Source organism: Ruegeria sp. CDSC021, from assembly GCF_059610845.1.
Window position 1 is genome coordinate 22,255 of sequence record NZ_JBXWOK010000012.1, and the last position, 19,708, is coordinate 41,962.

Below are 19,708 nucleotides of genomic sequence, written 5' to 3' on the forward strand. Positions count from 1 at the left end.
TTGGCATACCCGACACCTAGTTTCAGTGACCAAGCATTCCCCATTCAGGAGACAGAATATGTCGACCGTAGCTGTTACCGACGATACTTTTGACGCCGAAGTCAAGAATTCCGACATCCCCGTAGTTGTCGATTTCTGGGCCGAATGGTGTGGCCCCTGTAAACAGATCGGACCCGCTCTGGAAGAGTTGGCGGCTGAATATGGCGACAAGGTCAAGATCGCCAAAGTCGATGTAGACAGCAACCCGAACTCTGCCGCCGCCATGGGCGTACGTGGCATCCCGGCGCTGTTCATCTTCAAGGATGGTCGGGTCGTTTCGAACCGCGCAGGCGCCGCACCGAAAGCCGCGCTGCAAAGCTGGATCGAAGAAGCGCTCTGATCCGGTTCGGGAAACAACGTTTGAAGGCGCCTTATTCGGGGCGCCTTTTTTCGTATCTGGGGCAAAGCGCTTCCGGCTGAATTGTCTGACTGGAAAAAGCTGCGCAGAAAAAGAAAAAGCCGCCCAGACCCGGGCGGCTTATCTTGAATTCACGAATTCTCGTGGATCAGAGGGTGGTGATATCCGCGCGGCACAGGCCGATATCGTCCAGCTGTTCATCACTGAGAGCCGACAGGGCATTGCGGGTTTTGCGGGATTCATTCCAATCGGCGGCTTTTTCAAAAGCGCCAAAAAACGCGTCCACTACATGCAGGATGGTAGCTGCTCCGAGCGGCGCATGGATATTTGCGGTAGTTGCCATTTGCGCATTCCTTATAAACAGAAACAGCCGACCCGTTGTCGGTTGTGAGCCTCATGTAGGATTTTCAACTGAGTCCCACAATTGCTGGTTTTACAGCCCCGATTTGCGTTTTTTGCATATCTTATAAGCAAGTTGTGAACTGTTGCGCTGCGGATGAGACCGGCCCATATAGAACAGCAGGCGAAAACGGAGGCCCCCATGGCAGACAGCGACTTTCCCGGTTGGCACGGCACAACCATTATTGGCGTCAAAAAAGGCGGGCAGGTGGTCATTGCCGGAGACGGGCAAGTCAGCTTGGGCCAGACCGTGATCAAAGGGACCGCGCGCAAGGTACGCCGCCTGTCACCCGGCGGGTTCGAGGTTGTCGCAGGCTTCGCCGGATCAACCGCCGATGCCTTTACCCTGCTGGAACGTCTGGAAACCAAGCTTGAGGCCACGCCCGGCCAACTGGCCCGCGCCTCGGTCGAGCTGGCCAAGGACTGGCGCACCGACAAATACCTGCAAAAGCTTGAGGCGATGCTGATCGTCACTGATGGCAAGGATCTGCTGGTGATCACCGGGGCAGGGGATGTGCTGGAGCCGGAACACAACGTGGCTGCCATCGGATCGGGTGGCAATTTTGCCCTGGCAGCGGCGCGCGCGATGATGGATGGCGACAAACCGGCGGAACAAGTCGCCCGCGAAGCCATGGCCATCGCCGCCGATATCTGCGTCTATACCAATGGCAATCTCACGGTTGAGACGATCTAAGACGCAGAACTGTCTCAGGCCAACAGCTCTCGGATCTCTTTGCCCTTCCACCGCATATGCATCCCGACCAGCCCCAACAGGGCGGTCAGGATCACGATGTAGTAGGGCAGTCGGATGTCGATACTCATCAACCCGCCGCCGATCAGGGACATGACGCCCCCGGCCAGACAGAAGACAGCCGTGGTCACCCCCATGACCCAGCCTTGATCGGTGTCGCTGACACTGGAGGAAAACAGGCCCAGCAGTGTCGGGTATGAGACGCCAAAGAAGAAATAGAAGAAAAAGACCGGGACATAGCTCAGCACACCGCTGGGGCTGAAGGCGAAACCTAGGCCGCTGATCACCATCACAACCAGTGAGACATAGATGATCTGGTGTTTGCTGAACCGTTCCTGCGCAGGTTTGACCAGGAAGGTGCTGGAAAAGGCCAGCGCAACCCCAATGACGACCATGGCCATGCTGCCGCCGATGACCCCGTATCCAAATGCGCTAGTCAAGAAGTTGTCGACAAACACATAGAAGGTCACATTGGCGATCATGAACAGGCCATAGACCGGCATGATTTTCAGAACCATCGGATGTTCGCGCACCGCTATCAGGCTGTCGGTGATATCGCGGGGGCGAAAGACAAAGGGCTCACGCTCGGTCCGGGTATCCTTGAAATACGCGGCGACAAGGAAAATGGCGATCAACACCAGAACAAAGGCGCCGTAGAATGGCGTTTTCAGCGTCGCCGCGCTGCCCAGCAGGGCCGAGTCCGACAGGACCGCGCCAATAATGGGACCGCCAACCAGGCCAAAGCTGACACCTGTCACGATATAGCCCATGTTGCGGTCGCGGTCGGCGGCATCGGTGCTGCCGTCAATCATTGCCGCCTGCGCGATCGGCTGGTTGCCAGCTGTAAACCCGGTGATCGACCGGCCGACAATCAACAGCAGCAGGCTGTTGAGATACAGCGCGGCGATGGTCAGCGCATAACCTATCAATGCCCCTCCCAGACACACTAGCAGCGCGTTCTTGCGACCAATGGAATCTGAAACCTTAGAGACATAGACCACGCCCAGAAACCAGGACAGAAAGAAACAGCCAATCACCAAGCCGTAGTAGAAATGCCGGGTGCCCATGGCCGTGTTTTCAGGCAGGAACCCCGATTTCGTCTCCATGATCAGTGAGTTGATGATCGGAAAGACCAACCCTTGCCCGATCAGGTCGACAAACACGACAAACAGCAGGGTGATCTTGGCAATCTTGGTCATTTCCGCGCTCCGGGCCCTCAACGCTTTGAAATCACTGTACCAGAGGCCGGGCGCTTTACCTATGGAAAGCATTTGCAAACCGGGTGGGGCATTGCTAACCAACGCTGCCGCTGTTGTTTTCGCCGTTGCGGTGATTACCTAGACCGCAGCCAACTTATGCCGACCGAAAGGACTGCCCCCGTGACCGACCTGACCCCGCGCGAGATTGTCTCGGAACTGGATCGCTTTATCATCGGGCAGAAGGATGCCAAGCGCGCGGTCGCCGTGGCGCTGCGTAATCGCTGGCGGCGCAAGCAACTGGCTGATGACATCCGGGATGAGGTTTATCCCAAGAATATCCTGATGATCGGCCCCACCGGCGTTGGCAAGACTGAGATCAGCCGGCGTCTGGCCAAGTTGGCCCGCGCACCCTTCATCAAGGTCGAGGCCACCAAATTCACCGAGGTTGGATATGTTGGCCGCGATGTGGAACAGATCGTGCGTGATCTGGCCGATGCCGCGATCCTGCAGACCCGTGAATTCATGCGTGAGGACGTCAAAGCCAAGGCCCATCAGGCCGCCGAAGACCGGGTGATTACTGCCATTGCCGGGGAAGACGCGCGTGAGGGCACCCGCGAGATGTTCCGCAAAAAGCTCAAATCCGGAGAGCTGGACGACACAGTGATCGAGCTGGAACTGACGGATACCTCAAGCCAGATGCCGATGTTCGATATCCCTGGCCAACCCGGCAGTCAGATGGGGATGATGAATCTGGGCGATATTTTCGGCAAGGCGTTTGGCGGGCGCACCGTCAAGAAACGCCTGACCGTCGCCGAAAGCTATGACATGCTGATCGGAGAAGAGGCCGACAAACTGTTGGATGACGAAACCGTAAACCGCGCGGCGCTGGAATCGGTTGAACAGAACGGCATCGTGTTTCTGGACGAGATCGACAAGGTTTGCGCCCGTTCGGACGCACGCGGCGGTGATGTCAGCCGAGAGGGGGTGCAGCGTGACCTGTTGCCTCTGATCGAAGGCACAACCGTCTCCACCAAGCATGGGCCGGTCAAAACCGACCACATTCTTTTCATTGCCTCAGGCGCGTTTCATATTGCCAAACCGTCCGACCTGTTGCCGGAACTGCAGGGGCGCCTGCCGATCCGTGTCGAGCTGCGCGCACTGACCGAAGAGGATTTCGTCCGCATCCTGACCGAGACAGACAACGCGCTGACCCGCCAGTACACTGCCTTGATGGGCACCGAGGATGTCACGGTCAGCTTTACTGAGGACGGCATCGCAGCCCTGGCGAAAATCGCAGCGGATGTGAACCAAAGTGTCGAGAATATCGGCGCACGTCGACTTTACACCGTGATGGAGCGCGTATTCGAGGAATTGTCTTTCACAGCCCCCGATCAGGCCGGTTTGGAAATCACCGTGAATGCACAGTTCGTTGACGACAATCTTGGTGAGCTGACAAAGTCTACGGACCTCAGCCGTTACGTTCTGTAATATCTCCAGCCGGTTTTTGCCGGTCCGCGTCATTGACCCCGCTGGACCTGGGATCAGAATAGAGTAGCGTGTGCGCAAATTCCTTAGGGGGCGACAGGTGCTGCGCTATATTATTTTTGTCCTGACTGCGGCAACGCTTGCCGCATGTGTCGACCGGACCGTATCTCAAACCGTGCCCTCGGCACTGGACATTGGCACGCCCAAAACCATTTACGCAGCAACCACCCGCGCGCGCGAAGCGGACGGATCCTATGGGTACCGCCGCAGCGATCAGCTGCAATTTCTCGAGATGACGGTCTCGATTCCACCCAATCACACACCCGGGACATTGGATTTTTCCTATGCCGACCCGGACCCGGAAAATCAGTTCGTGATGGCTGATGAAGACGAGCTTGCCGGACCCCAGGGCCTTGCCTCGCGACTAAGAGGTGTGGACGAGGTTTCGATCTTTATCCACGGCTATAACACGACCCAGTCGGAAACAGTGTTCCGCGCCGCGCAGTTGGAACATGATCTGGAAATACCGGGTGAAACCATGGTCTATTCCTGGCCAAGCCAGGCAACGGGTTATGGCTATGCCTATGACATCGACAGCATGCTGTTCGCCCGTGATGGTCTGGAACAAACTGTTCGCCAGCTGAAATCAATGGGGGTCGATCGGGTTATCCTTGTGGCGCATTCCATGGGCACCGCCCTGACGATGGAGATGATGCGGCAGGCCGAGCTGCGCGAACCGGGCTGGTCGCATCGGAATATCGAAGGGGTTGTTCTGATCGCACCGGATCTGGATGTCGATCTGTTCCGGTCGCAGATGGACAGCATCAAAACGCTGCCTGACCCGTTCATTGTGATGATCTCACGCAAAGACAGGCTGCTGAGTATATCCGCACGCCTGCGCGGTACCGCCAAAAGCGAACGTCTGGGAAATATCAGCTCGGCCGATGCGCTGTCCGAATATAAGATCAGTATTCTGGATACGACCGCCTTCAACAGCGATGCCGGGTCGTCTCATTTCGTGGCTGCAACCTCTCCGGCGCTTTTGGCGATTATCAATTCCGCCCGCCGGGTCAGCAGTACCTTTGGCAGGCAACGCGGGATTGACGTGATCGCCCCCGCCGAGGTCCGCAACCCGACCGGGGCGACCGAGATTGAGCTGACCGAGACCGGGCAGGCCAAGGTCAGCTCTCCGTAATGTCCTTTCACCTGGGGCATTATCTGAAAGCAAATGCCTCATGGCTTGGCGCCGGAGTTCTGCTGACTTTTCTGTCCTGTTTTGGGCAAACGTTCTTCATCTCGATCTTTTCCGGCGAAATTCGTGCGGCGTTCGGGCTGAGCCATGGGGCCTGGGGTGGGATCTATTCGCTGGGTACAACCGCATCCGCCATCATCATGATCTGGGCGGGCGGGCTTACGGATATCTTCCGGGTGCGTGTGCTCGGCCCCGCTGTCCTGGCTGGGCTAGCCGTGGCGGCGCTAGCGATGGCGTTGAACCGCTGGCTGATCCTGCTACCGCTGGTGATCTTCCTGTTGCGCCTGTTCGGGCAGGGGATGAGCACCCATCTTGCCTTGGTCGCGATGGCGCGTTGGTTTACCACAACGCGCGGCAAGGCCTTGTCGATCGCCTCGGTCGGATTTGCGGTTGGTGAAGCGCTTTTGCCCGTAATCTTTGTCGCTGCGATGGTGTTTTTGGATTGGCGCCTGCTCTGGATCATCTCGGCAGGTATTTGTGTGACCGGCATTCCGATTCTGCTGCGCTTGCTTCGGCAAGAGCGCACACCGCAAAGTCTGGCCAGCGAGTACTCGGCGGCAGGTATGCAGGGGCGGCACTGGACACGCACCGACGCTTTGCTGAACCCGTTGTTCTGGTTCATGGCCCCCGCCTTGCTGGGTCCTTCTGCCTTTATAACCGCCTTCTTCTTTCATCAGGTCCATCTGGCCGAGGTCAAAGGCTGGCAACATATCGAGTTGGTGGCGCTGTTTCCCGTCTACACAGGTGTTTCCCTGATCTCGATGTTTGTCGCGGGATGGGCGCTGGATAAATGGGGAACCGCCCGAATGATGCCCTTTTATCAGGTGCCAATAGCTATCGGCTTCATGTTGGCGGCTGCAAGCACCTCGATTGGGGGTGCGGTTGCTGCATTGGTCTTTCTGGGGCTGACCGTCGGCGCAAACAGCACCTTGCCCAGCGCGTTCTGGGCAGAATTCTATGGAACCCGTCATATTGGCGCGATCAAGGCCATGGCCACGGCGGTCATGGTCCTTGGGTCGGCGATTGGCCCCGGACTGACCGGCGTTTTGATTGATCAGGGGGTTCCGCTGGACACGCAGTTCCTGTGGATCGCCGTATTCTTCCTGCTGGTTTGTCTGCTGACCTGGCTTGGCATCAGCCGCGCCGCACGCACGCTTTAGCGACTGCGGCGCAGATAGACGTAATAGGCCCCGTCGCCACCATGGCTGATATGCGCGGGCGTCACCTGCATCACAGCCTGTGCCAAGGGCGGTAGGGACAGCCATTGCGGCACCTGATTGCGCAAGACGCCGCGCGGAGTGGGGATGGGGCCGGGCTCATCCCGATCTTTGCCCTTTCCGGTCACCACCAGAACCAGGCGCTTGCCCGAAGCCTGCGCGGTTAGCACAAAGCGCACCAGCGCCGGATAGGCCGTGTCCATCCGCAAGCCATGCAAGTCCAACTTGCCCTCGGGCCGGAGCTTGCCACGTTTCATCCGGGCAAAAGCCTTGCTGTCCATTTGCACCGGGTTGGCGCGTAACCCTTCGGTAACGGATGGTTTCAACACATGCCGCACACCCCTGCCAGCCGCGTTCTGCCCGACTTCAAACGCCTCGATCCGGGGCTTAAAGGTCTTTGTCGGTTTCGGCTTGGGCAATGAGGTGGGGTGCACCGACTGCGGCAGTTCGGGATGCAGGCGATCTGCCTGTTTGGTCACCTTGCGCCACAGATCCATTTCGTCAGGGGTCAATTTGCGGCGCGACATCAGAACTCGTCCGGCAAAAGAGCATATGCGCGCTGAATCGGCAGCAGTACCACCATGCGACCCGGATCTTTCAGGCGCCCCGCTGCAGCCCCTGCGGCATCGCCGGTTCCAAAGAAAATATCAGCCCGTTGCGCGCCCTTGATGGCCGACCCGGTATCCTGAGCGATCATCAGCCTGCGCAAAGGATCCTTGCCGTCCTTTTCGACCCAGACTGGAGCACCCAGCGGTGTGTATGCCGGATCGGCGGCAATGCTGCGCATGGTAGTGACCGAACGGTTCATCGCACCCAGAGGGCCAAATTCCGGTGCAACACGATTCACCTCGCGGAAGAACACATAAGACGGGTTATGAAACAGCAATTCGGTACCCGCCTCGGGATTCTTGCGGACCCAGGATTTGATCATCTGCGCACTGACCTGATGCGCACCCAGGGCACCGCGCCGGATCAGTTCGGACCCGATCGAACGATAAGGATGCCCATTGGCGCCCCCATAACCGACCCGCAGCGCCCTCCCATCGGGCAACCGGATACGGCCTGAGCCCTGAATCTGCAGAAAGAACAGCTCGACTGGGTCGTCCACCCAGGCGATTTCAAGACCGCGGCCCTGCATGACATCACCGGTCAGCAGATCGCGACGGGATAACCATTTTTCGGCTCCGCGCGCCTCAGGAGGCATTTTATAGATCGGGTATTTATACCGCTCCGATCTGGTTTTGGACCCGTCCAGTTCGGGTTCAAAATAGCCTGTGAACAGGCCATCCTTCCCGTCTTCGACCAGAACGGGACGGAAGAACAGCTCAAAAAATGACCGGGCCGCATCGGGCTTATAGGTGCGCGCCACGCCGCACAATGCCTGCCAGTCCGGATCATCCAGATCACCGCACGTGTTCAGAAAAACCGAAAGGGCCGCCCCGTGATCATCGGCGGCCCAGCCATTCAGGTCATCGTAGGACAGTATGGATCGTGTCACCTCGGCGCTGGCAGAGGTGGTCATGACAGCCACCAGGAAAAGCGACCGAAACGCTGCAATCATGCGTCCGTGGCAACAAGCAGCCAGTTCGGATCGTCCGAGCCCATAACGCGGGCAAAGGTCCAGCTGTCCTTTTGACGTTTAACCGTGTTTGGGTTGCCCTCGATGATATCGCCACCACGATCCCGCACGGCCGAAGTCAGCTCACCAACAAATTTCATGGTGATTTCGGCCTGGTTGGTATCCTTGTCAAAGCTCACATCTGCCAGTGTGGTTTCGCGCACACCGATAAATTCGGCCTCGATGGTCAGCCCCTGATCCTCGCGCGCGGCAACGACCGAAACAAAGGTTTCAAATACCTCTTCCGACAGGAAGGGCTGGATTTCATCCAGATTGCCCTTTTCGAACCCCATGACGATCATCTCATAAGCGCCGCGAGAGCCCTGAACAAATTCACCCACCGAAAAGCCCGGCTCGATCCGTTTCATAGCGGATAGGGTCTGCGCCTGTTCGCTGTCCTCGGGCACGTGATCGGTAATGTCGTGATCTGGCCCACCCTCAATCACCTCAAAATCACGGCGCGACTTATTGGCTTCGGACTGTTGTTGATGCGGGGGTTTCTCAAAACCCTCACGTGTACCCAGTACGCTTTTCAGGCGCAGGATCAGGAAAACGGCAATTCCGGCCAGGACCAGCAACTGGATCATTGGTTCGTTCATTTCATCCTCTTGGTCAGACCGCGACTTTGTATACACGGCCTCTTGCCACTATGTAGGTGACAGTTCGGGACAAGTCTACCGCCCGACCTGCAGTAAAGGATAATGCAAATGTACCTGTTCCTGGCTTTTTTACTTGTTCCGATCATCGAAATCGGCCTGTTCATTCAGGTTGGTGGGCTAATCGGACTGTGGCCAACCCTTGCGATCGTGGTTCTAACGGCCGTTCTGGGTACCGCTTTGGTGCGGACACAAGGTCGCATGGCGCTGGAAAACCTGCAACGATCCTTTGCAGAGCTTGACGACCCGACCGAACCTTTGGCCCATGGCGCGATGATCTTGCTGTCTGGTGTCTTGCTGCTGACACCGGGGTTTTTCACCGATGCCGTTGGATTTGCGCTGTTAATCCCTGGCGTCCGGGTCTCTGTATTCCGTTATCTCCGCTCGAAGGTCACAATCACGCAGTTTCAGATGGGCGGCGGGACGCAGTTCAGGACCGAGCCCCAAGCATCGACCCAGGGCGATGTGATCGACGGTGAATACACCGAGGTTCGCCCCCGTCAGAACCCGTCAAAGCCATCGAAATGGGTCGAAGGGCCGCACCAGCATTGAGGTGCCTCGCCCAACTTGCTAAGCAGTGGCGAATTTCAGTTTCGGAGTAGACCCATGGCCGAAGACGGCGCCCAAGAAAACACCGCGGCCCAGACCGCACCCCAGATCCAGATGCGCGTTCTGGGACAATTCATTCGCGATATGTCCTTTGAAAACGTGATGGCGCAAAAAGGCGTGTCTGGCGATGTCCAGCCCGAGATCGCGGTTCAGGTCAATCTGGACGCCAAAAAGCGCCCGGCTGAGCATCAATACGAGGTGTCGATCAAGCTGAACCTCAAATCCAAAGCCAAGGGCATGGAAGACATCCTGTTCCTGTGCGAGCTGGATTATTGCGGCCTTTTCCATGTGGAAGGTGTCGCCGAAGACCAGCTGCATCCGTTCCTGATGATCGAATGCCCGCGCATGCTGTTCCCGTTCCTGCGCCGCATCGTCAGCGACATCACGCGCGATGGAGGATACCCGCCGGTTAACCTGGACAATATTGATTTTGTCAGCCTGTACCGGAATGAATTGATGCGTCGTCAGGCCGAGACGCAAAAGACTCAGGCCTAATCAGCCTTCCCCGCGCCGGAGTGACCTCAGGCGCGGGACCAAAGGGCGTTTTCGCCCAGTTTATCAATAAACTTCTCATGCGCCGCGCGTTCGTCTTGGGTGATCCGGGACGGCAAGGCATCTTTGCGCGGCGATGGCCGCCACTCTTCTGCTCCGCCAACCGAAGAAGACGCAGAGGTCGACAGCCCGAAATCTGGCTGACGTCCGCCGATCAGCTCAAGATAGACCTCAGCCAGAATTTCAGAGTCAAGCAACGCCCCGTGCAAGACCCGGTTCGAGTTGTCTATGTTGAACCGCCGGCACAGCGCATCCAGCGAGGCGGGCGAGCCCGGAAACCGTTTGCGCGCAATCGCCAGCGTATCCAGCGCCTGATCCATCGGGATCGGCGCCAGACCCATCCAGCCCAGCTCGGCATTCAGGAATTTCATGTCGAATGACGCGTTGTGGATCACCAGTTTCGAGTCAGCGACAAAATCCCGAAACCCCTGACCAACCTTGGCAAAAACCGGCTTGTCCTTCAGCGTGACCTGACCTTTTTCCACCGGCCGGGGCGGTTCCAGCAGGTCCGGGCCAATGCCATGCACGCCAAACGCCTCTTCGGGCATGAACCGTTGGGGGTTGATATAGACGTGATAGGTCTCGCCCGTGGCCACATGATTCCAAAGCTCAACCGCACCGATTTCCACAATCCGGTCGCCGCTTTCAGGATCAAAGCCTGTGGTTTCTGTATCGAGTACAATCTCACGCATCTGTCAGCCCTGCCCGTATCTGTCTGACCACATCCTGCACTTGCGCGCGGGCGTGGTCCAGACTGTCCGTGACGATCACAAAATCAGACCGCGCGCATTTTTCGTCATTCGGCATCTGCTTGGCTTTGATCTGCTCGAACTGCGCCTCGGTCATGGTACCGCGCGCCATCACGCGGCGTTTCTGCTCGTCAGCCGGGACCGAGACACAGGCGACCGCGTCCATCGCCGCATCTCCATCGGTTTCAAATAGCAGGGGAATATCGAAAACCAGAATATCTGCGGTGGCTTGTTCCCGGAACACCGCTCGATCCGCCGCCACCAGCGGGTGAACAATGGCCTCAATCGCTTTCAGCGCCGCTGGGTCTGCTGAAATGAACCGTTTCAGTACTTCCCGGCTAACCGCGCCGTCGATAATGGCCTCAGGAAACGCCCTTTGCATCGGCTTGAACGCTGTCCCGCCACGCGCGTATAGCCGATGCACGGCGGCATCTGCGTCCCACAACGCACAGCCTTCGTCGACGAACATGCTGGCAGTTGTGCTTTTTCCCATGCCGATAGAACCGGTCAGGCCAAGTGCAAAGCTCATCCCAGCACCGCAGCACGCAAATCAGAAGTGACTTCAGGGCGCACCCCAAACCAGCTTTCAAATCCAGGTACGGCCTGATGCAACAACATGCCAAGGCCATCTACGGGTGTGCATCCCGCCTGTTCTGCTGTTTGCAGCAAACGTGTCTTAAGTGGCGCATAGACCAGATCGGTGACTATGGCACCGGGCTGTAACCCGTCCAGAGGCACCCGCAGCTCGGGCTGGCCGTGCATCCCAAGCGAACTTGTGTTGACCACAAGTTCCGCATCTTCAACCACGTTGCCCGCTTTCAACCAATCCACCACCGTTATGGTCGTGCCAAACTCTTCCTTCAGGCGATCTGCACGTGAGCGCGTCCGATTGGTCAACAAAATCTCGGGCACACCGGCATCGACCAACGCTTGAAGAACCGCACGCGCTGCGCCCCCGGCACCAAAGACAACCGCGGGGCCATCCGCTGGAATCCAATCTGGGGCGCCGCTGCGCAGGTTCTGCATGAACCCGTACCCATCGGTGTTATCCGCATGGATCGAACCGTCGGGCTGAAACACAAGCGTATTAGCAGCCCCGATCTGCCTGGCCCGGTCCGAAGCCGTATCCGCCAGATCCAAGGCCACCTCTTTATGGGGCACTGTGATGTTGGCCCCGACAAATCCGGCTTTGGGCAAGGTTCGTAGAACAGCCTCAAGATCATCCGGTGCGACATCCATGGGGATATAGTGACCGGCCAGGCCATAAGTTTTCAGCCAATGGCCATGCAGTATTGGGGATTTCGAATGGGAAATCGGATGCCCGATCACACCCGCCAGCGGGATCTGCTTGCCACTCATTGATCAATCACCCCTTTGACCGCCAGAAAATTCAACAGCTCCAATAGGGGCATACCCAAAACGTTAAAATAGTCACCGTCAATGGTTGCGAACAGCCGCACGCCTTCTTCCTCAAGCTTATAGGCCCCGACTGCGTGGCGGATGCTGTCCCAGTTGCGCGCAACATAGTCGCGTAGATAGGCGTCCGAACTCATCCTCATCCGCAGGCGCACCTGGCCTACATGTCGCCAGATCGGCTCGCCATTCTGATAGATGACGGCTGCGGATAACAGCATATGCCGCTTGCCCCGCATCGCTTTGAGCTGCGCCAGCGCATCCTCGGGCGATTGCGGTTTGGACAAAAGCTGACCTTCGAAATCCAGCACCTGATCACATCCCAGAACCATCGGCCCCGGCACCTTGTCGCTGACCTTGCGGGCTTTCATCTCTGCCAGAGTATCGGCAATATCACGTGGAGATGCCTCTTCGGCCAGCAAAGCCCGTTTGGCGGTCTCTTCGTCCACGCGTGCAGTTTGAACGGTAAACCGCACGCCCGCATTCTCTAGCAACTGCGCGCGAATGGATGACCCCGAGGCCAATATGATGGGGACAGAAATGTGGAAAACCCCCTGAGCAAATGGTTGATCGTTCAAGGATGGTTTGTATGGTTTTCCTGTTGACACGCAAGCCCGGTGTTTTCGCGGAAAACTTCTATGAGTCGCCCGAACCCTGTCCAGTCTGGACAAGGATAACTTTGAACATCGGGACAAGCGGGATATCCCAGCTTATTCATCAAGTTATCCCCTGAATTCTACGTCCTATATAATCATAACATATTGTTTTATTGTTGTTTTTTATGAAATCAACAGTATTACCCAGTTCTCGGGTGAAACTATCCACCTGGGGAAAACAGATGGGTAAATAAGTAATCCACGGAATTTGATCTCCCTACAAAACCATCATCCTTTCTCTTTTCCTATTTTTTTTATAGGGAGAGATCCAAACCACGCCCGGAGCTGGAATGACTGATCTTCTTTTCACCATCTACCCTTGGGTGAAGTCCCTGCACATCATGGCCGTGATCTCTTGGATGGCCGGTTTGTTCTATCTGCCTAGATTGTACGTCTATCACGTAGAAAAAGCCCAAGGCGTTGACGGGGCGCAGGAGATCTTCTTTGAAATGGAAGAAAAGCTGCTGCGGGTGATCATGCGCCCGGCGATGTACATGGCCTGGACCTGCGGCCTGATCATGGTATTCACTCCAGGCATAGTCGGCTGGGATTTTGCCTGGCCCTGGGTCAAAGGCGCAGCAGTGATTGCGATGACTTGGTTCCACTACTGGCTGATGGTACGTCGAAAGGACTTCTTAGAGGGCCGAAATACGCTCACTGGGCGGCAGTATCGCATGATGAACGAGGTGCCTACCATTTTGATGGTTATCATCGTTCTGGCGGTCGTTCTGAAGTTCTGAGCAGCTATTTGACTCTTTGTAGGTAAGCGCTTATTTATCGCGTAACACGCCCGTCCGGGCGGCGTATCTTCCGTATTGAAATTCCAGTCCGAGCCGCATCCATGCGGCCAAGGTTCTCATCATCATGTCTAATGAATCCCTCAATCTGGCCGATCTGAAAGCCAAAAGCCCCAAAGACCTTTTGGCGATGGCCGAAGAGCTTGAGATCGAAAACGCCTCGACCATGCGAAAAGGCGAGATGATGTTCCAGATTCTGCGCGAACGCGCAGATGAAGGCTGGACCGTGGGCGGCGATGGCGTACTTGAAGTTCTGCAAGATGGGTTCGGGTTCCTGCGTTCGCCCGAGGCGAACTATTTGCCCGGTCCTGATGATATCTATGTCTCGCCAGAAATGATCCGCCAGCATTCGTTGCGCACCGGTGATACGGTCGAAGGTGATATCAAGGCGCCGGACGAGAACGAACGGTATTTCGCACTGATCAAGGTCACCAAAATCAATTTCGAAGATCCCGAGAAAGCCAGGCATAAAGTTGCTTTCGACAACCTGACACCGCTTTATCCGGATGAGCGCCTGAAGATGGAGGTCGAAGACCCAACCATCAAGGACAAGTCCGCCCGTGTCATCGATCTGGTTTCGCCGATCGGTAAAGGTCAGCGGTCGTTGATTGTGGCACCGCCACGGACCGGTAAGACGGTGATCCTGCAGAATATTGCGAACTCGATCGAAAAGAACCACCCTGAGTGCTATCTGATCGTCCTACTGATCGACGAGCGGCCGGAAGAGGTGACCGACATGCAGCGTTCGGTGAAGGGCGAGGTCGTGTCGTCGACCTTTGACGAACCCGCCACCCGCCACGTTGCCGTATCTGAGATGGTTATCGAAAAAGCCAAGCGTTTGGTCGAGCATAAACGAGATGTTGTTATTCTTCTCGACTCGATCACAAGACTTGGTAGGGCATTTAACACCGTGGTTCCATCCTCGGGTAAGGTTCTGACCGGCGGTGTGGATGCAAACGCTCTGCAACGACCTAAGCGATTCTTTGGTGCGGCACGGAATATCGAAGAAGGCGGCTCGCTGACCATCATCGCCACTGCGCTGATTGATACCGGCAGCCGGATGGACGAAGTCATCTTCGAAGAATTCAAAGGCACCGGTAACTCGGAAATTGTTCTGGATCGTAAGATCGCAGATAAGCGCGTGTTCCCGGCTATCGACATCCTCAAATCCGGTACGCGGAAAGAGGATTTGCTGGTCGATAAGGGTGATCTGGCCAAGACCTTTGTTCTGCGCCGTATCCTGAACCCGATGGGCACTACCGATGCGATCGAGTTCCTGTTGTCCAAGTTGAAACAGACCAAGACAAATGGCGAGTTCTTCGATTCGATGAACACCTGACACAGGTCCTGGACGCAAGCGAGGCGGTCGAATGGATACGATATTCGCCTTGGCCAGCGCGCAAGGCAAGGCAGGGGTGGCGGTCATCCGTCTCTCGGGCCCCTTGGCGCATCCTGCCGCGGCTGCTCTTTCCGGTGCTGCTTTGCCCTCCCGCGGGATGCGGGTGCGCAGCCTGTATGGCAAAGACGGATCGCGCCTGGATGATGGGGTAGTTCTGACCTTCCAGGCCCCGGCCAGCTTTACTGGCGAAGACGTGGCAGAGCTACAGATTCACGGCAGTACAGCGGCGGTCAACGCCGTCATGCGCTGCCTTGCGGACATGGACGGTTTGCGCCTGGCCGATCCCGGGGAATTCACCCGCCGTGCCTTGGAAAACGGCAAAATGGATTTGACACAGGTCGAGGGCCTTGCCGATCTGATCGACGCTGAGACAGAAGCTCAACGCAAGCAAGCACAGATCATTCTGGCCGGAGAGCTTGGGAATTTGGCTGAACGCTGGCGGCGCGATTTGATTCGCGCCGCATCGCTGCTTGAGGCAGTGATTGATTTTGCCGATGAAGAGGTGCCAACCGATGTTACCCCTGAAGTGCGCCAGTTGATCACAGATGTCATTGCAGATCTACAACGTGAAGCTGAAGGGGTTCGTATTGCGGAACGCATTCGAACCGGGTTCGAGGTTGCGATTGTTGGCTTGCCAAATGCTGGAAAGTCGACATTGCTGAATGCTCTGGCCGGTCGCGAAGCAGCGATCACGTCGGAATATGCCGGCACTACGCGCGATGTGATTGAAGTTCGAATGGACCTTGAGGGACTTCCCGTTACTTTGTTGGATACAGCGGGCTTGCGGGAAACCGACGATCACGTCGAAAGCCTGGGAATTGAGCGGGCCAAAAAGCGCGCCGAGGCCGCCGATCTGCGCGTATTTCTGACTGATGATCCAAAAGAGCTGGGCGTTCAGCTGTTGGAGGGAGATATTCAGGTTCTTCCGAAATCCGATCTGAGAAACAGTTCTGATGAAGGAATCTCAGGGAAAACCGGGCAGGGTGTGGATCGGTTGATTTCCAACATATCGCGTGTTTTAGGTGATCGTACTACTACCCATGGTATCGCTACGCGTGAAAGGCATCGTATAGCGCTGATCACAGCGCGCGATGCACTTAGTGCTGCAATCGCTGTTCTGGAATCAGGTCCCGACCTGTATGATATCGCAGCCGAGGAACTGAGAACCGCGATCCGCGCTTTGGAAGCTCTGGTTGGCAGAATTGGTGTAGAAGACTTGTTGGATGAAATATTCTCAAGCTTCTGCCTGGGAAAGTAAGGAGTGTTTCACGTGAAACATTCGGATTTTGACGTCGTCGTTATCGGAGCGGGCCACGCCGGAACAGAAGCGGCCCATGCGGCCGCCCGGATGGGTGCGACTACCGCCCTTGTGACTCTGTCGGCCACTGATATCGGCGTAATGTCCTGTAACCCCGCTATTGGGGGCCTCGGCAAAGGGCATCTTGTTCGCGAAATTGACGCGTTGGACGGGGTGATGGGGCGCGTCGCAGACCAGGCGGGAATTCAGTTTCGTTTGCTGAATCGCCGTAAAGGCCCCGCAGTTCAGGGGCCCAGAACGCAGGCAGACCGGGCTTTGTACCGAGCTGCGATGCAGCGAGAAACCACGGCACAGCCGAACCTCAGCGTCGTAGTCGGCGAGGTGACAGATTTCCTGGTGAATGGACCTGCTGTTACCGGAATTCGATTGGCGGATGAGTCTGAAATACGGGCCGGCGCTGTGATCCTGACGTCTGGGACATTTTTGAGAGGCGTTATTCACATTGGTGACGTATCGCGCCCTGGCGGGCGTATGGGGGACCGTCCTTCTGTAAAGCTGGCCGAGCGTCTGGATAGCCTTAACCTGCCGCTAGGACGCTTGAAAACCGGGACACCGCCCCGCCTGGATGGTCGGACGATTGATTGGTCAGGTCTCGAACGTCAGGACGGCGATGATGAACCTACGCTGTTCTCATTCCTTTCGATGGGGGTGGTGGCACCGCAGATTTCTTGCGGGATTACGCATACCAATGCCAGAACACATGAGATCATTGAAAAGAATCTTTCCAGATCGGCGATGTATGGGGGACATATTGACGGTATAGGCCCCAGATATTGCCCTTCGATCGAAGATAAGATTGTGCGGTTTGCGGATAAGGAATCTCATCAGATTTTCCTCGAGCCAGAAGGTGTGAATGATCACACAATCTATCCGAATGGAATTTCTACCTCACTGCCACAGGATGTTCAGGTCGATTATGTCAGATCCATTAAGGGGTTGGAAAAGGCGGAGATCCTCCAACCTGGCTACGCCATCGAATATGACTACGTAGATCCTCGCGTTCTGACATCATCACTGTCGTTGCCTGAGGCGCCAGGACTATATCTTGCGGGTCAGATTAACGGCACCACAGGATATGAGGAAGCTGCAGCTCAGGGAATGGTGGCTGGCCTCAATGCTGCCCTTCAGGTCTTGGGTCGGGATCCAATCCATTTCACGCGTTCCGACAGTTATATTGGCGTCATGGTCGATGACCTGACTACTCGCGGAGTGGCGGAACCTTATCGGATGTTTACCTCACGGGCAGAGTTTAGATTGTCTTTGCGCGCCGATAATGCCGACCAACGACTGACACCTATTGGCATACGCCTAGGTTGCGTAAGCGAGACGCGCCGCAAGCACTTCTCTGAAAAGATGGAGAAGTTGGAGGCTGCAAAAAAGAAGCTCACAGATCATACCTATACTCCGAAAGAAGTGCGAGAAGCTGGTATCGAGGTCAATCAGGATGGCAATCGCCGCGATGGTATGGCGATTTTGGCCTTTCCTGATGTGAGCTTTGAGGACCTTGTTCCCTTGATTCCTGAGTTGCAGGACGTTGAATCAGGCATTCGGCAGCAAGTGGAACGCGATGCGCTGTATGCGAATTATATCGAGCGGCAAAGACGTGATGTCGAAGCGATGAAACGCGATGAAGCCTATGAGATTCCGCGTGATTTTGACTTCTTCGCATTGGATGGGCTGTCGTCAGAGATGAAGCAGAAGTTGTCCAACGCCCGTCCCGAGAATGTAGCGCAGGCAAGCCGGATAGAGGGTGTGACGCCGGCAGCGCTGACTTTGGTGTTGGCCAAGCTTCGCCGAGATCAGAGGGTGCGCAAAGCATGAAGGAAGAGCTGTTTGACGGTCTGAATGTTTCACGTGAAACATTTGATCGACTGGCAACATATGTTGCCCTTGTCGAGCGCTGGAACCCGAAAATCAACCTCGTTTCGCGCAAAAGCTTGTCCGAAATCTGGACACGGCACATTTTGGATTCCGTTCAGGTTTTTCGATGTGCCGAGAACTTTTCGCATTGGGTTGATATTGGAAGTGGTGGCGGGTTTCCTGGTATGGTCTGTGCAATCATGGCGATTGAAGAAGCGCCAGACGCAAAATTTACCTTTGTTGAAAGCGATCAGCGAAAATCTGCGTTTTTACGCAATGTATCCCGGGAATGTTGCGCAAACTGTAAAGTGGTGGCGAAACGCATTGAAGCGGTGGACCCCCTGAATGCAGATGTTTTGTCTGCCCGCGCCTTGGCAGATCTCGGGGTATTATTATCTTTTTGTGACAGACATTTAGGCGATTCTGGCGTCGCTTTGTTGCCGAAAGGTGTAAGCTGGAAAAAAGAGGTGCAGGATGCGCAGGAAGAATGGAATTTCACCTGTGATCCGATTACAAGTTTAACAGAGCCCCAAGCCGTCATCCTCAAGGTCAAAGGAGTATCACGTGGTTGATCTATCTCGTCCCTCAGGCCCCCGGATCATAGCGGTAGCCAACCAGAAGGGCGGGGTTGGGAAGACGACAACAGCCATAAACTTGGCAGCAGGCTTGGCCGAGGCCGGATGCAGGGTTTTAGTGGTTGATCTGGATCCACAGGGGAATGCTTCAACCGGTTTAGGTGTCGAGGATCGAGATTGGACAACTTATGACCTGATTCTGGATGATGCGCCTTTGGACGCGGTCGTTCAGGACTCGGAGATTGAAGGTATTCTCGTTGTCCCCGCTACGGTAGACCTCAGTTCCGCTGATATCGAACTGATTTCGAACGAAAAACGCAGCTATCTACTGCATGACGCATTACGCCAGACTGCTATTGATAAGTACGATCTGGATTTCGTCCTGATTGACTGTCCACCATCGCTGAATCTTCTGACGGTAAACGCGATGGTCGCAGCGCATTCCGTACTGGTGCCATTGCAAAGCGAGTTCTTCGCATTAGAGGGTTTGTCTCAGCTCATGCTGACCATTCGCGAGGTGCGACAGACTGCGAATCCAGACCTCAGAATCGAAGGTGTTGTGCTGACTATGTATGACAACCGCAACAACTTGTCCCGTCAGGTCGAAAAAGACGCACGTGACAATCTGGGTGAGATGGTATTTAAAACCAAAATACCCAGAAATGTGCGGGTCAGTGAGGCTCCGTCATACGCGTTGCCGGTTTTGCAATATGACTCGGGGTCTCTGGGCGCGATGGCCTATCGGCATTTGGCCCGGGAAGTCATGCATAAGAACAATAAGACCGCAGTCTGAGCGGTACTAGGAG

The 19,708-nt window shown here is 56.0% G+C and carries 22 protein-coding genes; 13 read left to right on the top strand and 9 right to left on the bottom strand.

Features of this window, described 5'->3' with window-relative positions; genetic code table 11:
* The first annotated feature begins 58 nt into the window (after positions 1-58).
* The gene (gene trxA / locus AC2FGB_RS16460) at positions 59-379 is read left to right on the top strand and encodes a thioredoxin (RefSeq protein ID WP_496694372.1); all 321 of its coding nucleotides are present in this window, start codon (positions 59-61) and stop codon (positions 377-379) included.
* 166 nt (positions 380-545) lie between these two features.
* On the opposite strand, the gene AC2FGB_RS16465 is transcribed toward trxA, so the two are convergent.
* Entirely contained in the window at positions 546-740 is a 195-nt protein-coding gene (locus AC2FGB_RS16465; RefSeq protein ID WP_142637449.1) for a DUF1127 domain-containing protein, read from the bottom strand.
* Between the two features lie 198 nt (positions 741-938).
* On the opposite strand from AC2FGB_RS16465, the gene hslV reads away from it, so the two are divergent.
* Positions 939-1,490, top strand: a complete 552-nt coding sequence (hslV, locus tag AC2FGB_RS16470; protein WP_142637447.1) for an ATP-dependent protease subunit HslV — start codon at positions 939-941, stop codon at positions 1,488-1,490.
* Between the two features lie 14 nt (positions 1,491-1,504).
* Here hslV and AC2FGB_RS16475 read toward each other — a convergent pair whose 3' ends face one another.
* Positions 1,505-2,746 (bottom strand): MFS transporter, encoded by a 1,242-nt coding sequence (locus AC2FGB_RS16475; protein WP_281973381.1) that lies wholly within the window; start codon positions 2,744-2,746, stop codon positions 1,505-1,507.
* A 180-nt stretch (positions 2,747-2,926) separates the two neighbouring features.
* Here AC2FGB_RS16475 and hslU point away from each other — a divergent pair, with 180 nt between their 5' ends.
* The 3 genes from hslU to AC2FGB_RS16490 all read left to right on the top strand — a co-directional run bounded on the left by hslU (position 2,927) and on the right by AC2FGB_RS16490 (position 6,643).
* Positions 2,927-4,234 (top strand): ATP-dependent protease ATPase subunit HslU, encoded by a 1,308-nt coding sequence (hslU, locus tag AC2FGB_RS16480; protein ID WP_142637444.1) that lies wholly within the window; start codon positions 2,927-2,929, stop codon positions 4,232-4,234.
* 97 nt (positions 4,235-4,331) lie between these two features.
* Positions 4,332-5,426 (top strand): alpha/beta hydrolase, encoded by a 1,095-nt coding sequence (locus tag AC2FGB_RS16485; RefSeq protein WP_142637442.1) that lies wholly within the window; start codon positions 4,332-4,334, stop codon positions 5,424-5,426.
* Complete coding sequence (locus AC2FGB_RS16490) at positions 5,426-6,643, top strand: MFS transporter (RefSeq protein ID WP_496694371.1); 1,218 nt, start codon at positions 5,426-5,428, stop codon at positions 6,641-6,643. Before AC2FGB_RS16485 ends, AC2FGB_RS16490 begins: the two co-directional genes overlap by 1 nt.
* Here the strand turns inward: AC2FGB_RS16490 and AC2FGB_RS16495 are convergent.
* The 3 genes from AC2FGB_RS16495 to AC2FGB_RS16505 are packed head-to-tail and all read right to left on the bottom strand — an operon-like array spanning position 6,640 to position 8,917.
* Positions 6,640-7,227 carry a Smr/MutS family protein gene (locus AC2FGB_RS16495; protein WP_271950630.1) on the bottom strand — a complete coding sequence of 196 codons (588 nt, stop codon included), beginning with the start codon at positions 7,225-7,227 and terminating at the stop codon, positions 6,640-6,642. The genes AC2FGB_RS16490 and AC2FGB_RS16495 overlap by 4 nt on opposite strands.
* Positions 7,227-8,261, bottom strand: coding sequence for a murein transglycosylase A (mltA, locus tag AC2FGB_RS16500; protein WP_496694370.1), 1,035 nt, complete (start codon positions 8,259-8,261; stop codon positions 7,227-7,229). The genes AC2FGB_RS16495 and mltA overlap by 1 nt, the downstream gene beginning before the upstream one ends.
* Complete coding sequence (locus tag AC2FGB_RS16505; RefSeq protein WP_496791789.1) at positions 8,258-8,917, bottom strand: Tim44/TimA family putative adaptor protein; 660 nt, start codon at positions 8,915-8,917, stop codon at positions 8,258-8,260. The genes mltA and AC2FGB_RS16505 overlap by 4 nt, the downstream gene beginning before the upstream one ends.
* 108 nt (positions 8,918-9,025) lie before the next feature.
* On the opposite strand from AC2FGB_RS16505, the gene AC2FGB_RS16510 reads away from it, so the two are divergent.
* A complete protein-coding gene (locus tag AC2FGB_RS16510; protein ID WP_496690198.1) occupies positions 9,026-9,526 on the top strand; it encodes an FxsA family protein in 501 nt (166 codons plus the stop codon).
* A 54-nt stretch (positions 9,527-9,580) separates the two neighbouring features.
* Entirely contained in the window at positions 9,581-10,078 is a 498-nt protein-coding gene (gene secB, locus AC2FGB_RS16515) for a protein-export chaperone SecB (RefSeq protein ID WP_142637430.1), read from the top strand.
* 26 nt (positions 10,079-10,104) lie between these two features.
* Here secB and dnaQ read toward each other — a convergent pair whose 3' ends face one another.
* From dnaQ to AC2FGB_RS16535, 4 genes are read right to left on the bottom strand one after another with little or no spacing between them, the layout of a single operon-like run.
* Positions 10,105-10,827 carry a DNA polymerase III subunit epsilon gene (gene dnaQ, locus AC2FGB_RS16520; RefSeq protein ID WP_496678647.1) on the bottom strand — a complete coding sequence of 241 codons (723 nt, stop codon included), beginning with the start codon at positions 10,825-10,827 and terminating at the stop codon, positions 10,105-10,107.
* On the bottom strand, positions 10,820-11,413 hold the full coding sequence (coaE, locus tag AC2FGB_RS16525; protein WP_496694369.1) for a dephospho-CoA kinase: 594 nt from the start codon (positions 11,411-11,413) through the stop codon (positions 10,820-10,822). Before coaE ends, dnaQ begins: the two co-directional genes overlap by 8 nt.
* The gene (locus AC2FGB_RS16530; RefSeq protein ID WP_271950622.1) at positions 11,410-12,243 is read right to left on the bottom strand and encodes a shikimate dehydrogenase; all 834 of its coding nucleotides are present in this window, start codon (positions 12,241-12,243) and stop codon (positions 11,410-11,412) included. The genes coaE and AC2FGB_RS16530 overlap by 4 nt, the downstream gene beginning before the upstream one ends.
* Positions 12,240-12,839, bottom strand: coding sequence for a Maf family protein (locus tag AC2FGB_RS16535; protein WP_142637605.1), 600 nt, complete (start codon positions 12,837-12,839; stop codon positions 12,240-12,242). Before AC2FGB_RS16535 ends, AC2FGB_RS16530 begins: the two co-directional genes overlap by 4 nt.
* A 404-nt stretch (positions 12,840-13,243) precedes the next feature.
* Between AC2FGB_RS16535 and AC2FGB_RS16540 the strand changes: the two genes are divergently transcribed.
* From AC2FGB_RS16540 to AC2FGB_RS16565, 6 genes are all read left to right on the top strand, one after another.
* Entirely contained in the window at positions 13,244-13,693 is a 450-nt protein-coding gene (locus AC2FGB_RS16540) for a CopD family protein (protein WP_496690201.1), read from the top strand.
* 124 nt (positions 13,694-13,817) lie between these two features.
* Positions 13,818-15,089, top strand: coding sequence for a transcription termination factor Rho (gene rho / locus AC2FGB_RS16545; RefSeq protein WP_142637421.1), 1,272 nt, complete (start codon positions 13,818-13,820; stop codon positions 15,087-15,089).
* A gap of 31 nt (positions 15,090-15,120) precedes the next feature.
* The gene (gene mnmE, locus AC2FGB_RS16550; RefSeq protein WP_496690202.1) at positions 15,121-16,407 is read left to right on the top strand and encodes a tRNA uridine-5-carboxymethylaminomethyl(34) synthesis GTPase MnmE; all 1,287 of its coding nucleotides are present in this window, start codon (positions 15,121-15,123) and stop codon (positions 16,405-16,407) included.
* A gap of 12 nt (positions 16,408-16,419) precedes the next feature.
* Entirely contained in the window at positions 16,420-18,288 is a 1,869-nt protein-coding gene (gene mnmG / locus AC2FGB_RS16555; RefSeq protein WP_496694368.1) for a tRNA uridine-5-carboxymethylaminomethyl(34) synthesis enzyme MnmG, read from the top strand.
* Positions 18,285-18,899 (top strand): 16S rRNA (guanine(527)-N(7))-methyltransferase RsmG, encoded by a 615-nt coding sequence (gene rsmG / locus AC2FGB_RS16560; protein ID WP_496694367.1) that lies wholly within the window; start codon positions 18,285-18,287, stop codon positions 18,897-18,899. The genes mnmG and rsmG overlap by 4 nt, the downstream gene beginning before the upstream one ends.
* On the top strand, positions 18,892-19,695 hold the full coding sequence (locus AC2FGB_RS16565) for a ParA family protein (protein WP_142637414.1): 804 nt from the start codon (positions 18,892-18,894) through the stop codon (positions 19,693-19,695). The genes rsmG and AC2FGB_RS16565 overlap by 8 nt, the downstream gene beginning before the upstream one ends.
* Positions 19,696-19,708: the final 13 nt, after the last annotated feature.

What these genes read in the sequence shown, in the direction of transcription:
- AC2FGB_RS16475 (WP_281973381.1), bottom strand. Translation starts at nt 2,746, where the DNA reads ATGACCAAGATTGCCAAGATCACCCTGCTGTTTGTCGTGTTTGTCGAC.
- AC2FGB_RS16505 (WP_496791789.1), bottom strand. Translation starts at nt 8,917, where the DNA reads ATGAACGAACCAATGATCCAGTTGCTGGTCCTGGCCGGAATTGCCGTT.
- secB (WP_142637430.1), top strand. Translation starts at nt 9,581, where the DNA reads ATGGCCGAAGACGGCGCCCAAGAAAACACCGCGGCCCAGACCGCACCC.
- coaE (WP_496694369.1), bottom strand. Translation starts at nt 11,413, where the DNA reads ATGAGCTTTGCACTTGGCCTGACCGGTTCTATCGGCATGGGAAAAAGC.
- AC2FGB_RS16495 (WP_271950630.1), bottom strand. Translation starts at nt 7,227, where the DNA reads ATGTCGCGCCGCAAATTGACCCCTGACGAAATGGATCTGTGGCGCAAG.
- mnmE (WP_496690202.1), top strand. Translation starts at nt 15,121, where the DNA reads ATGGATACGATATTCGCCTTGGCCAGCGCGCAAGGCAAGGCAGGGGTG.
- AC2FGB_RS16510 (WP_496690198.1), top strand. Translation starts at nt 9,026, where the DNA reads ATGTACCTGTTCCTGGCTTTTTTACTTGTTCCGATCATCGAAATCGGC.
- AC2FGB_RS16490 (WP_496694371.1), top strand. Translation starts at nt 5,426, where the DNA reads ATGTCCTTTCACCTGGGGCATTATCTGAAAGCAAATGCCTCATGGCTT.
- rsmG (WP_496694367.1), top strand. Translation starts at nt 18,285, where the DNA reads ATGAAGGAAGAGCTGTTTGACGGTCTGAATGTTTCACGTGAAACATTT.
- AC2FGB_RS16465 (WP_142637449.1), bottom strand. Translation starts at nt 740, where the DNA reads ATGGCAACTACCGCAAATATCCATGCGCCGCTCGGAGCAGCTACCATC.
- AC2FGB_RS16530 (WP_271950622.1), bottom strand. Translation starts at nt 12,243, where the DNA reads ATGAGTGGCAAGCAGATCCCGCTGGCGGGTGTGATCGGGCATCCGATT.
- rho (WP_142637421.1), top strand. Translation starts at nt 13,818, where the DNA reads ATGTCTAATGAATCCCTCAATCTGGCCGATCTGAAAGCCAAAAGCCCC.
- mltA (WP_496694370.1), bottom strand. Translation starts at nt 8,261, where the DNA reads ATGATTGCAGCGTTTCGGTCGCTTTTCCTGGTGGCTGTCATGACCACC.
- trxA (WP_496694372.1), top strand. Translation starts at nt 59, where the DNA reads ATGTCGACCGTAGCTGTTACCGACGATACTTTTGACGCCGAAGTCAAG.
- AC2FGB_RS16540 (WP_496690201.1), top strand. Translation starts at nt 13,244, where the DNA reads ATGACTGATCTTCTTTTCACCATCTACCCTTGGGTGAAGTCCCTGCAC.
- hslV (WP_142637447.1), top strand. Translation starts at nt 939, where the DNA reads ATGGCAGACAGCGACTTTCCCGGTTGGCACGGCACAACCATTATTGGC.
- dnaQ (WP_496678647.1), bottom strand. Translation starts at nt 10,827, where the DNA reads ATGCGTGAGATTGTACTCGATACAGAAACCACAGGCTTTGATCCTGAA.